This is a genomic window from Pseudomonas migulae, from assembly GCF_043225285.1.
Lineage (GTDB): Bacteria > Pseudomonadota > Gammaproteobacteria > Pseudomonadales > Pseudomonadaceae > Aquipseudomonas > Aquipseudomonas migulae_C.
On record NZ_CP171224.1, the window covers coordinates 356,315 to 372,653 of the forward strand.

Sequence of the window (16,339 nt, forward strand, 5' to 3'; positions counted from 1 at the left end):
ACACAAGCGCCGGATCAGGACACATCCTCGCTACATGAAGATGAAAAATTGGGCCACATCGGAAAGGCAGACGCTCTCCGATGAACAAGCGCCCAAAAAACCTGAGCAGGAAAACCGCCATGATCAATCAAATCGACACCGTGCTGTACACCGGCAAAACCCACACCACCGGAGGTCGCAACGGCGAGTCGCGAAGTGACGATGGACGTCTGGATATCAAGCTGTCCGCGCCTGGCTCTTCAGGCAGCGGCACCAACCCGGAACAACTGCTGGCTGCTGGCTGGTCCGCCTGCTTCATCGGCGCGATGGGTAAAGCGGCGGTTGCCTTGAAAGTGACCCTGCCGACGGACGTCGCGGTCGATACCGAAGTGGACCTGGGCAAGACCGATAACGCCTTTTTCCTTCAGGCGCGGCTCAATGTGAGCCTGCCGGGGCTGGATCCTGTTGTCGCACGTTCGGTCGTGGATGCCGCGCACCAGACCTGCCCGTATTCCAAGGCGACCCGTGGCAACATCGATGTCGTGATCAACCTGGTCTGACCCGAGCGACCAGCGCGGCCTGCCCTTGCGGCAGGCTGCGCTGACGGGCGCTTACTGAACGTTTTTCAGTTTGACCACATCACCGGACACCTTGGTGGTGTAACCCGTCAGGACCCACGCCCAGAACCAGTTTTCCTGGACCTGGGTGTTGATCAGCGCGTCGCCGCCCTTGGCTTTGATCGCCGCGTCTTGTGCGCGAACGAAACGGCTGTTCTGGCGGATCGGGATCACGCCGAACAGCAGCAGGCCGGTGGCACTGGCTTCGCTGTGGCCAACGACAGTGTATTGGCTGGCGTCGTATTGCTGGGTTTTCATCGGCGCGCCGGTGCAACCTGCCAGAACCAGACCGAACAGGGAAACGGCAAGCACTTTGCTGAGGTAATTCACTGAGTAACTCCATGGGTAAACGCCCGGGATCCATCTCTCGAGCGGCGTGCACTTTACCGGAAGTGATGGCCAATTGGTATCAACCAGCATCGCCGGCAAGCCGGCTCCTACAACGTAGTGTTTGGCGCTGGATTTTGGGCATTACGCAAAACCTGTGGGAGTCCGGCTTGCCGGCGATGGCGATTTTGCGGGCGCTATCGCCGGCAAGCCGGCTCCTACAATGTTGTGTTTGGCGCTGGATTTTGGGGTTCACGCAAAACCTGTAGGAGTCCGGCTTGCCGGCGATGGCGATTATTCGGGCGCTATCGCCAGCAAGCCGGCTCCTACAATGTTGTGTTTGGCGCTGGATTTTGGGGTTCACGCAAAACCTGTAGGAGTCCGGCTTGCCGGCGATGGCGATTTTGCGGGCGCTATCGCCGGCAAGCCGGCTCCTACAATGTTGCGTTTGGCGCTGAGTTTTGGGCTGTACGCAAACCTGTAGGAGCCGGCTTGCTGGCGATGGCGATTTCAGGGGCGCCACCGCCTTCAGATCAGGCAAACCGCTTCAAAGAAAACGCCGACAGATCCAGCTCACTGCTACCCCGCACGCACCATTGCGCTGCGGCCTCACCCAACGCGGCGGAATGCTTGAAGCCATGCCCTGAACAGGCCGACACCACCAGAACATTTTTCAATGCCGGATGCTCGTCGATGATGAAATCCGAATCCGGCGTGACGGTATAGGCACACACCGCTGACTTGACCACGCGCGGTGTCACGCCGGCGATCCGGCCGCGCACCTTGGTGTCGAACATCTCGCGTGCTTCGGCGGCACTGACAGTGCGGTCCAACGTGTCTGGCGAAGATTCCTCGCTGTACTGCTCCGTGGCGACTTTCAGGCTGCCCTCGCCGGATAGCGGCGGAAAACCGTAGTAAGACTGATCGGGCCCGTGGGTGTAGATGAACGTCGGCGACACCTCGGAAAACCGTGCGCTTTCCTCCAGTTCGAACCAGAACAGGTTTTGCCGGCAGACCCTCAACAACCGGTCGAACGGCGCTCCCAACAATTCCTTGGACCACATCCCGGCGCTGACCACGACCTTGTCGGCACGGATCGTTCGCTGGTCGGTGGTGATGCGCACGCCCTGCTCGTCGGAACTGAGGTGCGTGACGGTTTCGCCCTTGAACAACGTCGCGCCGTGTTGCTCGGCGAGTTGCAGCTGCACGGCAATGCAGCGTTCCGGCCGGACATAACCGCCACTCTGTTCGAAGTAACCGACGGCCGTGTCCAGCACCGGGGAAAACTGCGGGAAGCGCTGGCGAATCTGTTCGGCGGCCAACACCTCATGCTCGATGCCGTAGGTGTCCGCCAGTTTCAGGGTGCGATGGGTGAAATCGCTGGCATCGTTGGCGTCATAGTCGGGACTGGAACTCAGGACCAGCACGCCGCACTGCTCGAACAACGCCTCACCGGACAGCGCTTCGAGCTCGCGCCAGATCCGGTGAGAGTTACGGACGATGGGCAGGTACGCGGCGCCTTCCCCGACCGACAGCCGGGTGATGCTCGTGTCGCCATGGCTGGAGCCTTGGGTGTGCGGCGGATGGTAGCGGTCGACGCCGATCACCCTGACCCCGGATTTTGCCAGTTGGTACGCCGTCGCAGCGCCCATCGCCCCCAGTCCGAGCACCGCCACTTCACATTGATGTTCCATATCATCCCCGTCCACAAAAGGGCCATTTGAGACTTAAAATCGCTGAAAACTCAAGGTTTGAAAAACCCTGTACGCAGGCAGAAATTGCACGGGCTGAAAGCGACTTCGCACTGGCAAGCACCCCGTCATTGGACATACCATGCCGCGCATTCACTTCTTCATTATCAGTAAACGGTGGTAACAGCATGATCGAAGTCACCGAGGTTTCCATTGCCGAACTGCGCGCGGCGCTCGAATCGGGCCGGACCACATCGGTAGAACTGGTCCAGGCCTATCTCGACCGAATTGACGCCTACGACGGCGCCGACACCCCCACCGCCCTCAACGCGGTGGTGGTGCGCAACCCCGATGCGCTCAAGGAAGCGCAAGCCTCCGATGCCCGCCGGGCGAAAGGCGCAACCCTGGGGCCGCTCGATGGCATTCCCTACACGGCCAAGGACAGTTACCTGGTCAAGGGGCTGACTGCCGCATCCGGCAGCCCGGCCTTCGTCGACCTGGTGGCCTACCGCGACGCCTTCACCATCGAGCGACTGCGCGGCGCCGGTGCCATCTGCCTGGGCAAGACCAACATGCCGCCCATGGCCAACGGCGGCATGCAGCGCGGCGTTTATGGCCGTGCGGAAAGCCCCTATAACGCGGGCTACCTCACGGCCCCGTTCGCATCCGGTTCCTCCAACGGCGCCGGCACCGCGACCGCCGCGAGCTTCGCGGCGTTCGGTCTGGCGGAAGAAACCTGGTCGAGCGGTCGCGGTCCCGCGTCCAACAACGGCCTGTGCGCCTACACGCCTTCGCGCGGGGTGATCTCGGTGCGCGGCAACTGGCCGCTGACGCCGACGATGGACGTGGTCGTGCCGTTCGCCAGGACCATGGCTGATCTGCTCGAAGTGCTCGACGTGGTGGTCGCGGAAGACCCCGACACCCGTGGCGATCTGTGGCGGCTGCAACCCTGGGTGCCGATTCCGAGCGTCACGTCGGTACGCCCTGCTTCCTATGCCGAGCTGGTGGTGAAGTCCGATGCCCTGGCCGGAAAACGCCTCGGCGTGCCGCGCATGTACATCAACGCTGACGACGAAGCCGGCACCAGCGATGCGCCGGGTATCGGCGGGCCGACGGGGCAACGAATCAACACCCGCCCTTCGGTGATCGGGCTCTGGGAAGTCGCGCGCAAGGCACTTGAAGCGGCCGGCGCAGAGGTGATCGAAGTCGACTTCCCGCTGGTCTCCAATTGCGAGGGCGATCGGCCAGGCGCACCGACGGTGTTCACTCGCGGACTGGTGTCCAAAGAATTCCTGCACCATGAGTTGTGGGACCTGACGGCCTGGGCCTTCGATGATTTCCTGCAGGCCAACGGTGATCCGAAACTGAACCGTCTGGTCGACGTCGACGGACCGCTGATTTTCCCCCACGACCCAGGCACCCTGCCCAACCGCGAGGGCGACCTTGTGGCGGGCATGGACGAATACGTGCGGATGGCCGAGCGCGGGATTACGCCTTGGGACCAGATCACCACGGTTCCCGACGGGCTGCGTGGCCTTGAAAAAACCCGCCGGATTGACCTTGAAGACTGGATGGATCGGCTGGGTCTCGACGCGGTGCTCTTCCCTACTGTGGCCGACGTGGCGCCGGCGAATGCCGATGTCGATCCGGCCTCGGCGGACATTGCCTGGAGCAATGGTGTCTGGGTGGCCAACGGTAACCTCGCGATCCGTCACCTTGGCGTTCCGACCGTCACGGTGCCGATGGGTGTGATGCCGGACATTGGCATGCCGGTCGGGCTGACGTTTGCTGGCCGGGCTTATGACGATTCTTCGCTGCTGCGTCTGGCGTCGGCGTTTGAATCGACTGGATCGAAGCGCCAGATTCCGCCTCGGACCCCGCCGCTTTCGGGCAATCAGTAACCGCGAGGACGGGACTGGGGGTCATGCTCCAGTCCCTTCATGCATGCCTGCATCAGCAGCAAAAAAACTCGAACTCGGGCGTTAGCGCTGCATCCAATGATTACGTCAACGGAGGTATGCGTGATGAACACTGATGATCGTGACAACCCATCGAATGCCGATGTCTCGCCGACCGATGCATCGGGTAAACCGGTGAAGGTGGTTGTGAGGGATTTGCAGGACCCTGAGGGTGAAGAGCAGGATGCTGGGGCGCTTAAGCGCAAGATCGATGAGATTGAGCGCAAGGTTGCTGATGGTAATTAGCGGGTATTGATGTGGGGTTGGGCTTGGGGTACATATCCATTCCTGCGGTAACGGCGGCTATTGGTTCCGCTCTTACAGCGGGTTACTTGGAAAAGCGCCAAGTAACCAAGCGCTCTTGCCCCTTTCGTTCGGTGGCTCGCCTAGGCTCGCCATGCCCTCGTTCCGGTCCTGCTCCGTGGGCCCGCCGCGATCGGCCATCCATGGCCGTGCGCGGCTAACCCGGCATCCATGCCGGGTTGCCCACTGCGCAGAACCTCCACTCGGCCTCTCGAGGGGGCGTGCACCGCAAGATCAAAAGCCAAGGCGAGCTAACGCTCGGCCTGATGAGTGGTGAAAGTCAAAAGCGAATGCGATTCCCTGTAGGAGCCAGCTTGCTGGCGAAAAACGCCCAGGCACCGCGCTCATCCAGACAGCCCGCGTCATCGTTAACATCCATCGCCAGCAAGCTGGCTCCTACAATTTGGACCGTGTGAACCCGATCCCTTGTAGGAGCGAGCCCTGCTCGCGAAAAACGCCAACACACCGCGTTCATACAGACAACCCGCGTCATCGTTGACGCCCATCGCCAGCAAGCCGGCTCCTACAGTTTTGACCGTGTGAATCCGATCCTTTGTAGGAGCGAGCCTGCTCGCGAAAAACGCCAACACACCGCGTTCATCCAGACAACCCGCGTCATCGTTGACGCCCATCGCCAGCAAGCTGGCTCCTACAATTTTGACCGTGTGAACCCGATCCACTGTAGGAGCGAGCCTGCTCGCGAAAAACGCCCAGGCACCGCGCACATTCAGGCAGCCCGCGTCATCGTTAACGTCCATCGCCAGCAAGCTGGCTCCTACCATTTTGACCGTGTGAACCCGATCCTTTGTAGGAGCGAGCCTGCTCGCGAAAAACGCCAACACACCGCGTTCATCCAGACAACCCGCGTCATCGTTGACGTCCATCGCCAGCAAGCTGGCTCCTACAATTTTGACCGTGTGAACCCGATCCCTTGTAGGAGCGAGCCTGCTCGCGAAAAACGCCCAGACACCGCGTTCATCCAGACAACCCGCGTCATCGTTGACGCCCATCGCCAGCAAGCTGGCTCCTACAATTTTGACCGTGTGAACCCGATCCCTTGTAGGAGCGAGCCCTGCTCGCGAAAAACGCCCGGACACCGCGTTCATCCAGACAACCCGCGTCATCGTTGTCGCCCATCGCGAGCAGGCTCGCTCCTACAGGGGGAATGCGGTCGAACAGAGAGCCAGGTCGGCTACCAGGCCGCCTCGGAGGCTGTGGCGGTGGTCGCCCCCTCGAGAGGCCGAGTGGAGGTTCTGCGCAGTGGGCAACCCGGCATAGATGCCGGGTTAGCCGCCCCCGGCCATGGATGGCCGATGGCGGCGGGCCCCCGGAGCAGGACCGGAACGAGGGTATGCCGAGCCTAGGCGAGGCACCGAACGAAAGGGGCAAGAGCCCTTTGGTTACTTTGGGCTGGGCCGGCATTCCGGCTTTTCCAAAGTGACTCGCCGTAAGGGCGAAACCAATATCAGCCACCACCCAAAAAACGGATATTCACTCAAACGCTCAAACGCTCAAACGCCAAACCACTACAACAACGAAAGCGTGTAATTGATGATGAAGCGATTCTGATCAACATTCCGCCCCGCATCCGTATTCGACTTGCCATTGCGCACACTGAACCCAACCCCCTTGAGCGCCCCCGACTGCACCACATAATCCAGGGTCATGTCACGCTCCCACTCCGACTGATCCCCAGCATTGCGCACCTTGATATCCGTCCCCTTCAAATACACGATCGACGCCTTCAAACCCGGCACACCCAACGGCGCGAAGTCATAGGTGTACTGACCGAAATTCGTCTGTTCCCCGGCACGGGTAAAGCTCTGGATCATACGGTCCGTAGGCAGGTAAACACTGCCACCGCCCGCCCCTTTATCGACCAGGCTGCCCTGGTTCGGCTGAACGAAATTGCTGCCATCCCCAACCTGCTGATGCCCCAGCGCAACCGAGTGACCGCCGTTCATGTAAGTGATCATCGCCACCCAGGTGTTGTTGTCGATTTCGCCGTTGTTGTCCACGGTGTAACCCGAAGCACGATAGCCTTGCGCCCGGCCTGCGGCGGAGCTGTTGGCCCCGGTCGACGTGGTGCGGAAGTAACGCAGATCAGTGGTGAACGAGCTTTTACTGTCGATCGGCAGCACATGGGTCAGGCCGAAGAAATTCTGGTTGTAGAAGTCTTCCATCTGCGCGAAGTAGTACTGCGCCTTCAGATCCTTGGTGATGAAGTAGTCACCGCCCGCGAAGTAGAACTTGTTGCTGTCCTGTGTGGCGCCCGGCACCGACAAACCGGTGCGGTCGGTCGACGCGCGGCCGACGGCGTGTTCAAGCACACCACTGGTGAGCATCAGGCCATCGATGTCGGTCGAGGTGATCTGCGCACCGGTGAACGACTGCGGCAGGACCCGGGCATCGTTCGACAGCAGGATCGGCAGTTTGGGCAGCAGCGTGCCGTAGCGGAATTCCGTTTTAGCGATGCGCATCTTCGCCGTTGGGCCGAAGCTGCTCCACGTGTCAGCGGCACCGTCGCCGTCAGTCGGGATCATGCCGCTGCCGACATGACGGCCTGCGCCGCTGTCCAGCGTCACGCCAAGCAATGCTTGCGCGTCAATCCCGAAACCCACCGTGCCTTGCGTAAACCCGGACTCGTAGCGCAATACAAAACCCTGTGCGGCCTCCTCGGTTTTCGACGGATCCGCCGCGCCATCGCGGTTATCGCTGTTGAAATACAAGGTGCGCATCGACAGCGTGGCTTTGCTGTCCTCCAGAAAACCGTGGGCGGCAGAATCGGCTGCCTGTGCGCACATCGATCCGGTGGCCAACAACAATGCGGTGGGGATTGCTCGCTTGAACATACGGTGCTCCAGGGTGATTTTTTTATGTTTTTTGAGAGTTGAACGAGCGCAGTCCACCGCTGGCACCTGACACCGGCGCGCACAAAGGCGCGCCGATGGGTGGCCATCAGCCGTGGAAAAGCGATCGGAAAGTTCGGGTTAGATCAGGTAGGAAAGACCCACGGTCAGCGCAAACGCCACCACCGAAATAATGGTCTCCAGCACGGTCCAGGTCTTGAAAGTCTGGGCGACGCTCATGTTGAAGTATTCCTTGATCAACCAGAAGCCGCCGTCGTTGACGTGGGAAAAAATCACCGACCCGGCGCCGGTCGCCAGCACCAGCAATTCCGGATTCGGATAACCCAGGCCAATCGCCACCGGCGCGACGATTCCCGACGCCGTGGTCATGGCCACCGTGGCCGAACCGGTGGCGATGCGCATCAGTGCCGCGAACAGCCAGCCCATGATCAGCGGCGACAGGTGAAATTCGTGGGCCAGGCTGACGATCTGGTCGGTCACGCCGGCGTCCACCAGGATCCGGTTCAAACCGCCGCCGGCGCCCACCAGCAAGGTGATGCTGGCGGTCGGCGCCAGGCATTCGTTGGTGAACTTGAGGATCGATTCGCGGTTGAAGCCCTGGGCGATGCCGAGGGTCCAGAAGCTCAGCAAGGTTGCCAGCAACAGCGCGATCACCGAGTTGCCGATGAACAGCAGAAACTGGTTGAAACCGCTGCCCGGCGTGGAAATCAGGTTGGCCCAGCCGCCGATCAGCATCAGCACCACCGGCAACAGAATGGTCGCCATGGTGATGCCGAAGCCCGGCAGGCTGTCGCGCGGTTCGCGGTCGAAGAACTGGCGTTCCAGCGGGTTTTCCGCCGGCAGTTGAATGCGCGGCACGATGAACTTGGCGTACAGCGGCCCGGCGATGATCGCCGTCGGAATGCCGATCAAAATCGCGTACATCAACGTCTGCCCCACCGACGCCCCATACACCTGCACCGCCAGCATCGCCGCCGGGTGCGGCGGCACCAGCGCATGCACCACCGACAACCCGGCGACCATCGGCAAGCCGACCATCAGGATCGACACGCCAACGCGGCGCGCCACGGTAAACGCGATCGGCACCAGCAACACAAAACCGACCTCGAAGAACAGTGGCAAGCCGACCAGGAACGCGATGCAGACCATCGCCCAGTGCGCGTTCTTCTCGCCAAAACGGTCGATCAAGGTCCGCGCCACCTGCTCGGCACCGCCGGACTCGGCCATCATCTTGCCGAGCATGGTGCCCAGCGCCACCACCAGCGCAATGTGCCCCAGGGTCTTGCCGACCCCCGCCTCGTACGCGCCGACCACACCGGACGGCGGCATGCCGGCCAGCAGCGCCAGGCCGATGGACACCAGGGTGATGACGATGAAGGGATTGAGCCGGTAACGGGCGATCAGAACGATCAGCGCAATGATGGCGATGGCGGCATACACCAGCAGCCAATAGCCGAAGGACAGGGTCATGCGGTACTCCTCGAGAGGGTCACGTCGAAAATTTGTGAAACTCTTAAAACATTTCGAGGCGCGATATTCAAACGAGGCGAAAGTAATTTTCGTAGAGGGATAAGGGTTGTCGCGTAGAGGTATGGAGGGTCGTACTTTATGAAACTGGCTCAGGCGGATTTACATGGCGGCGATACTGCCGTGGGGTTCAACGATCACTTCCCACGCCTAAGGTTTCCGCCATTCGCACCAGGTCAGCGAACGAGCGGGCGTGCATCTTTTTCATCGCGTGCCCACGGTGGATTTTCACGGTGATTTCGCTGAGGTTCATCTGCCCGGCAATCTGCTTGTTCATCAGGCCTTTGACGGCAAGCGCCATCACTTCCTTTTCACGGGCCGTCAACGACTGGTAGTCGCTGCACAGATCGGTGCGCTGTTGTTCGATTTCCCGGCGCCGGGTATCCGCCTGAAAAGCCCCGGTGACGGCATCCAGAAGATCCTGCTCCCGAAACGGCTTGGCCAGGAAGTCCACGGCACCGGCTTTCATCGCCTTGACCGACATTTCGATATCGCCATGGCCGGTGATGAAAATCACCGGAATGCTCGCGTTCGATTCAACCAGCTTCCTCTGGAAATCCAGGCCACTGCTGCCTTGAAGCCGCACATCCAGCACCAGGCAACTGGGGCCCTCCGTCTTCGAATGCTGCTGAAATTCGGCGGTGGACGCGAAGGTCTCGACACGGATCCCGGCTGAGCGGAACAGATTGCTCAAGGCGTCGCGGATGGACGCATCGTCATCCACCACGAACACTGTAGAACCCTTACTGCCCGGCTCATGGGGTGGAGGGTTGCCGTTCATGCGCGATTCCCGGAAGTAATGGTCAGGAAAAAAAGTGTAGCACAGGGTTTTCAGGAGCATGGACAAGTAGACAAACACCGCCCGAAAGGATTTAACGTCATGCAATAAAGCGAGGATCCAACGATGAAATAAAAGACAGAAGACCACGCGGACTATGTAAATAAGCATTTATTTGAGCACTGTAACTTTCACCATTGATGCACCAACTACAGAAGTGCTCACAATTATTGGAGAGTACCCTGTATTGGCTCTCCCCCACCCTGGAGCGCGCACGCCTGACGATTTCCGCTGCAGAATACTCCCGCGACTCCTGGCAGGCCCAGACCGGTTTGCCGTTGGCGAAGCTTTCGAGGTCGGTTATTTCAATGGGGCCGGCCCGGAATGAGCTGCTGAATCCCGAGTAATGAGCGATTTTGCCTCCGCCAAGATGGATGCCATGGTGCATATAAAACGAACGAGGGCTGATCAGGTGCGCGCCAACGGCGAAGTTGTTTTCCAGGTGCTCAATATTGATCAGGCCGAATGGAAGCCCGAACGTTTTGTCATGACTCGCGGAGTAATTATTCCCGTCCTTCGAAGGCGTTACATAAATGCCGGCGAACGCAACTAACAACGTCAAACAGGCTGACAATGTAGAACGTAACGAGGAAAGCCCGTCGACTATCTTATTAATTAAGTTATTCATGACAACGATCTCCGCAAGCCTTGGTATTCAATATATCGCCAGGCTTGCGGAACATCTTTTGTACATAGGATTAATCGAAGCGACCGTTGATATACGCTCACTAAACCTTAGTATGACGCCACTACCGATTTAGTCCTCCACCCCCGGCAGCGTGAATTGAACAATGGCGCCGCGCGGCTGGTTGGCAGCCGCCCACAAGCGGCCGCCATGGGCCTCGATGATCGAACGACAGATCGATAGTCCCATCCCCATTCCGGTCGGTTTGGTGGTGTAGAACGAGGTGAACACCTGATCGATGTTTTCCGGGGCGAACCCCGGCCCCGAATCGCTCACGATCACGCGCACGCCATCCGAACCGTCCAGCATGGCGTTGATGTGCAGTTGCCGTTCGCCGTCGCTGACACCGCTCATGGCCTCAAGCGCATTCATGATCAGGTTGAGCAGCACCTGTTGCAGTTCGACGCGATCGCCTTCGATGGCTGGCAATCCCTCGGCAAGTTGCAGTTCTATCCGCGCGCCGCTCTTGGTGATCTGGCCGCGGGTGAATTCGACCATCTCGTGAATCGCGGCGCTGATGTCCAATAGTTCTTTCTGCGGCGGTGACTTGCGAATGTGCCGGCGGATTCGACCGAGCACGTCGGCCGCGCGATTGGCGTCCTTGATGAGACTGCCGAGCACCTGCTGAACCTCGCCGATTTCCGGCGGCTGGGCGTTCAGCCAGCGCATGGCGGCATTGGCATTGAGGATCGCGGCGGCAATCGGTTGATTGACCTCGTGGGCGATCGAGGCCACCAGCTGACCCATGGTCGCGACGCGGTTGGCATGGGCCAGCTCCGTTTGCACTTCGCGATAGCGTCGTTCGCTCTCGCGGATTTTCTCTTCCGCCTGCTTGCGCTCGGTCAGGTCCACCACGAACGCGACCCCTTCCCTGCTGCCGGTTTCGAACATGGCCAGACCAACAATCACCGGCAGGCGGCTGCCATCCTTGCGGAAATATTCCTTCTCATAGGGACGGGCGTGGCCGGTTCGCAAGGCCAGTGCCAGAGACTGCTCGCTGAGCTCACGGAACTCCGGCACCGTCAGGCCTCTCCAGCTCAGGCGACTCGCGGCAAGGTCGGCGCGCTCATAACCGACCATGCGCAGAAACGCATCATTGGCTTCGATAATGTCGCCGTCGGCATTCCAGAACAAAATGCCGATGATGTTGGCGTCCACCAGGCGCCGGATCTTCCCTTCGCGCTCCGCGACCTCGCGGTACAAGCGGGCATTTTCCAGCGAGACGGCCGCCTGCGAGGCCACCAGTTTCAGCACCGCGATCCGCGCCGGACTGAACACACGGGCGGCCAGATTGTTTTCGAGGTACAGCGCACCGACGAGTTTGGCCTGGTTCATCAGCGGCAGGCAAAGTATCGAACGGGCTCGGTACTGGCGGACATAAGGGTCCGTGGCGAACGTCGCCTCGGCCATGGCATCGTCGAGAAAAACGCTCTCCCGGGTGCGCAGCACGTGATAAAGAATCGACTCCGGCAACAGCTCCGCGCTCACCGGCGCGTCGTGCAATTGCGTTGAGTCAGCGCCGGTGGTCACCTGGGCCGCAATCCGGTGCTCAGTGCCGTCCGACAGAATCAACAGGCCCCGTTCGGCGCCGGCCTGTTCGATCGCCGTGCGCATGATCATGTCGATCAGCTTATCCAGGACAATTTCACCCGACACGGCCTGGGACACCTTGAGCACGGTGGTCAGATCGAGGTGTTCGACCGGCGCCGCCATCGTGGTGGTCGGGCCAAGGGGGTGTTCTTCGGTTCTCAGCGTCGGGTACTTCGCCTCCAGTTGCCGCACCTTGCCATCCGCGCCCCAGCGCTGGTAGCCGTAACGGGCATCCTGCAGATAGACCCGGGCAATCTTGCCCAGACCGCGCGCCGCGTAGAAACGCGAAGCGAGTTCGTTGGCCAGCGCCTCGATATGAACAAACCCGCTTTCCTGCGCGCTGTGAATCGCTTGTTCATACAGCGACTCGGCGTCCATCACCCGCCCTTCGACGCGGGCGATTTCCGCGCCCGCCAAGGCGGCGCGACTGGCGAAATTTTCCGGGCATTGTTGCGCCCAGGTCTGCAGCTGGCGAAGGTCCGCCGCCATCGCAATCAGGTGCTGCCCGTGTTCCTCCACCGGCACGCCATCGCACCAGGCGGCCCGTGCCAGCGCGTCATAAAAGCAGTATTCGGCTTCCTCGTAGAACAGGTAGGACGTCCACAACAACTGCTGCGCCTTGCCAGCGGCGTCCATGGCCGCGCCGAAGTCGCCGACCATGTAGCGCGCCTGCAACTTGCGAACCCAGTACCAGCACTCGGCCAGTGCCAGGTCCGGATTGCTGGCCAGGTGGGCCTCGGTTTCAGCCTCGTTGAACGGCTCGCTGTCAAAACAACCGAACGCGGGCGTCGCCCCTCGGAGCATCCGGATCACCGCGAGTTGCGTGGTGATGAAATCGACCACCAGCCCGAAGCGCACCTTTTTGGCATAGGCCAGCCCACGTTCGGCTTCTTCCTGAACCTCGGACAAGGGTTCGCCGGCGAACAGCGAATCGGAGGTGAGGCTGTTGCCCGCATAGGCGCCATACGGCAGGTCGCCGATGCGGTTCGCCGCTACAAAGGAACGGCGCAACAGGTCACGGCACTGCCCCACCGGTTTCATCCAGCGCACGGCAAAGTTCGAGAAACACAGAAAGGTGCTGGCCTCAAACCCCTTCAGACCGCGTCGATCCACCAGTTCACACGCCAGCTGGCCGAAGCGGAAACCTGCCTGGTAATCACCGAAACGCCGCCCGGCGACCCTGAATGCATTGGCGTAATGCACGCACGAAGCATCGCAGTTACCTCGTTCGAGGCTGAAACTGACCGCCTTGCAGATCAGCAGGCACGTCAGGTTCGCATCCGTCTGCAACGCTGGAGGAAAGAGCTTGCTCAACGCACTGACTGTCATGAGGGAACTCGCGTCCTCCATCAGCGGCAGATCGATCAGCTCCTCGATGGTCCGGTCGCCCAGCAACGACCAGATATGGTCATACTCCTGGCGCACCGCTTCATCGCTCGGATGGGCCACCCACTCGATGCCCACATGGCGCAAGTAGGCGAGACAGACGGACACCGCGCCGTCGCTGCGATCCAGCAGCAGGTAAAGATCCATTTGCAGGCACGCGACATGGGCGTGTTCGACCGTGGTCCGGGCGCGGTCCGACAGTGCCGTCAAACGCTGTTCCGCGACGGACAACTGTCCAGTCAGCAGCTCGCACTCGGCGCGGTTCAGCTCCAGCGCGAAGATCAGCTCATGCCGATGCGTCCAGCAAGCGTCGTCCAACAGTTGCGCGCCGGTGGCGAGGTAGTTGAGGGCTGACGCGTAAGCCGTCGACGCCTTGGCACGCTGGCCAGCCAGCAAGTTGAACTCGGCCAGTTGCTCGCGCTCGGCCTGATCGGTCAGCAGCGCGGTGCCAAGATTGAGCTGGCCGACGATTTCAAAGATCGCCTCCTCGCGCTGTTCCGGGGCCGTTTGCGCGGCGAGCAGGCGCCCGATGCGCAGATGGGCTTCGGCACGCGCGCCCTTGGCGATCAGTGAATAGGCCGCTTCATGAATCCGGTCGTGGACAAACCCGTAACCGCCCTCCAGCCGCTCGACCAATTCCTGGCGAATCGCTTCCCAGAGCACCGCGCGGATCTGCGCTTTCGGCAGGCCCAGCACAGTGGTCAGCGCGCTCATCCCGGCGGCGTTGCCCAGGCAGGCCAGTTGTTGCAGCGCTTGCCGAGTGTCGTCCGGCAAGCGGGCCAGCTTGCCGACCATCAGGTCGACAATGTTGTCGGTGTAACCCTTGGCGTGGATGCGATCCGGATCCCAGCTCCACTGCCGTGCCTCATGGTCGAACGTCAGCAGTTGCTCATCGGCCAGTGCCTGCAAGAACTGGATCACGAAAAACGGATTGCCGGCGGTCTTGTCCAGCACCAGCTGCGCCAGGGGCTCGATCCGCGAGACCTCGTCATGCAGTGCCTCGGCGATCAACTGCTCGATATGCGTCTTCGCCAGTGGTGCAAGTGTGATCTCCCCGATCTTGCCGCCCGCGTTGCGAATAGCCTGCAGTTTGGCGGTCAGCGGGTGCGTGACGTCCACTTCGTTGCTGCGGTAGGCGCCGACCAGCATCAGGTGCCGAACATCCGAACTGGTCAGCAGGTCTTCAAGCAGGTCGAGCGTTGCCGCGTCGAGCCATTGCAGGTCGTCGAGAAACAGCGCCAGCGGATGGCTCTCCCGGGCGAACACACCGATGAAGCGCCGAAATACCAGGAGGAAGCGGTGTTGCGCCTGCTGCGGGTCCAGCGCCGGAACCGGTGGCGGCTCGCCGATGATGAGCTTGAGTTCGGGAATGAGGTCCGACATCAGCCGCGCATTCTCGCCCAGCGCGGTCTGCAAGTCGTCGCGCCAGTCCGCCAGTTCCGCGTCGTTCTTGCCCAGCAAGGTGCGCACCAGGCTCTGGAACGCCTGCACCAGGGTTGAATAGGGAATGTCGCGCCGGTATTGGTCGAATTTGCCGGAAGCGAACAGGCCGCGCGGCGGCACCAGCACCTTGTGCAGTTCGTTGACCACCGAAGACTTGCCAATGCCGGAATAGCCGGTGACCAGGACCAGTTCCGGTGCACTGCTTTCAACGATGCGGCTGAACGCGGCCACCAGGGTCTCGACTTCGCGCTCGCGCCCGTAGAGTTTTTCCGGAATCAGCAGCCGGTCGGAGGCACCGTGCTCGCCCAGCGCGAAGGCGCTGATGTACTGTCGTTGTTGCCAGTCGGCCAGGCAGCGGCGCAGATCATGCTCGACCCCGGCGGCCGTCTGGTAGCGCTCCTCGGCGGTCTTGGCGAGCAATTTCATGACGATGTCGGAGAGCGTCTCGGGGACGGTTTCGACCCGTTCGCTGGGCGGTTGTGGTTTTTTTGCGATGTGGCAATGCACCCACTCGATCGGGTCTGACGCCTTGAACGGCAGCGAGCCGGTCAACATCTCGTACAAGGTGACACCGAAGGAATAAAGGTCGCTGCGCGAGTCGATCGAGCGGTTCATCCGGCCCGTTTGTTCGGGGGCCATGTAGGCGAGCGTGCCGGCGATGGTTTCCGGCGCCTGTCGCTCACGCGGCAGCCGCGACGCCAGGCCGAACCCGGTGAGCCGGGCCCGCCCGTCCGTACAGTTCACGAGGATATGACTGGGCTTGATGTCTTTATGGAGAAGCGCGCGCTGGTGGAGTTTGCCCAGGACCATCGCGATGCTGATGGCCAGGCGCAGAAAAGTGTCGGTGCCCATTGGCGTGATCAACAGTTGCGTGAGCGGCACGCCACCGGGGTCTTCGAGCACCAGCTGGGTCTGCCCGCCTTCGCGCAGCATGTCGAGCGGTCGCACCGCCCAGGTGCTGTCCAGTTCGTCCCTCAGGCCAAACTCGTGGGCCAGACGCGCCAGGCAAGCGGGAGAAGGCTGTTCGGCGGCGGGCCGGGCGACCAGTACATTGCAGTCGCTGCCAGCGTTCGAGCGTGATTCCCGGCTGAAAATTCGCTCACCGTCGTCCCAGGAAGTCTGCAT

Annotated in this window: 12 protein-coding genes; 4 read left to right on the forward strand and 8 right to left on the reverse strand. The window is 61.1% G+C overall.

Translation table 11 applies throughout. From position 1 onward, the window contains the following. Positions 1-119: 119 nt before the first annotated feature. Complete coding sequence (locus ACF6ZU_RS01730) at positions 120-539, forward strand: organic hydroperoxide resistance protein (protein WP_392890206.1); 420 nt, start codon at positions 120-122, stop codon at positions 537-539. Positions 540-590: 51 nt separating this feature from the next. Here the strand turns inward: ACF6ZU_RS01730 and ACF6ZU_RS01735 are convergent, their stop codons facing one another. Further along, positions 591-926 carry a hypothetical protein gene (locus tag ACF6ZU_RS01735; protein WP_392890208.1) on the reverse strand — a complete coding sequence of 112 codons (336 nt, stop codon included), beginning with the start codon at positions 924-926 and terminating at the stop codon, positions 591-593. A 121-nt stretch (positions 927-1,047) separates the two neighbouring features. On the opposite strand from ACF6ZU_RS01735, the gene ACF6ZU_RS01740 reads away from it, so the two are divergent. Further along, the gene (locus ACF6ZU_RS01740; RefSeq protein WP_392890209.1) at positions 1,048-1,407 is read left to right on the forward strand and encodes a hypothetical protein; all 360 of its coding nucleotides are present in this window, start codon (positions 1,048-1,050) and stop codon (positions 1,405-1,407) included. Positions 1,408-1,456: 49 nt separating this feature from the next. Here the strand turns inward: ACF6ZU_RS01740 and solA are convergent, their stop codons facing one another. After that, a complete protein-coding gene (solA, locus tag ACF6ZU_RS01745; protein ID WP_392890210.1) occupies positions 1,457-2,617 on the reverse strand; it encodes an N-methyl-L-tryptophan oxidase in 1,161 nt (386 codons plus the stop codon). A 185-nt stretch (positions 2,618-2,802) separates the two neighbouring features. On the opposite strand from solA, the gene ACF6ZU_RS01750 reads away from it, so the two are divergent. Both ACF6ZU_RS01750 and ACF6ZU_RS01755 read left to right on the forward strand, forming a co-directional pair. After that, on the forward strand, positions 2,803-4,515 hold the full coding sequence (locus ACF6ZU_RS01750; RefSeq protein ID WP_392890211.1) for an amidase: 1,713 nt from the start codon (positions 2,803-2,805) through the stop codon (positions 4,513-4,515). Between the two features lie 123 nt (positions 4,516-4,638). Beyond that, positions 4,639-4,818: a hypothetical protein gene (locus tag ACF6ZU_RS01755; protein ID WP_392890212.1), complete on the forward strand. Its 180-nt coding sequence runs from the start codon at positions 4,639-4,641 to the stop codon at positions 4,816-4,818. A gap of 425 nt (positions 4,819-5,243) precedes the next feature. On the opposite strand, the gene ACF6ZU_RS01760 is transcribed toward ACF6ZU_RS01755, so the two are convergent. From ACF6ZU_RS01760 to ACF6ZU_RS01785, 6 genes are all read right to left on the reverse strand, one after another. Then, entirely contained in the window at positions 5,244-5,999 is a 756-nt protein-coding gene (locus ACF6ZU_RS01760) for a hypothetical protein (RefSeq protein ID WP_392890213.1), read from the reverse strand. A 402-nt stretch (positions 6,000-6,401) separates the two neighbouring features. Next, positions 6,402-7,727, reverse strand: a complete 1,326-nt coding sequence (locus tag ACF6ZU_RS01765; RefSeq protein WP_392890214.1) for an OprD family porin — start codon at positions 7,725-7,727, stop codon at positions 6,402-6,404. Between the two features lie 138 nt (positions 7,728-7,865). After that, the gene (locus tag ACF6ZU_RS01770) at positions 7,866-9,215 is read right to left on the reverse strand and encodes a GntP family permease (protein WP_392890216.1); all 1,350 of its coding nucleotides are present in this window, start codon (positions 9,213-9,215) and stop codon (positions 7,866-7,868) included. Positions 9,216-9,402: 187 nt separating this feature from the next. Next, complete coding sequence (locus ACF6ZU_RS01775) at positions 9,403-10,053, reverse strand: response regulator transcription factor (protein ID WP_392890217.1); 651 nt, start codon at positions 10,051-10,053, stop codon at positions 9,403-9,405. Positions 10,054-10,150: 97 nt separating this feature from the next. Continuing rightward, on the reverse strand, positions 10,151-10,738 hold the full coding sequence (locus tag ACF6ZU_RS01780) for a lecithin retinol acyltransferase family protein (RefSeq protein WP_392890219.1): 588 nt from the start codon (positions 10,736-10,738) through the stop codon (positions 10,151-10,153). Positions 10,739-10,867: 129 nt separating this feature from the next. After that, positions 10,868-16,339 (reverse strand): AAA family ATPase, encoded by a 5,472-nt coding sequence (locus ACF6ZU_RS01785; RefSeq protein WP_392890220.1) that lies wholly within the window; start codon positions 16,337-16,339, stop codon positions 10,868-10,870.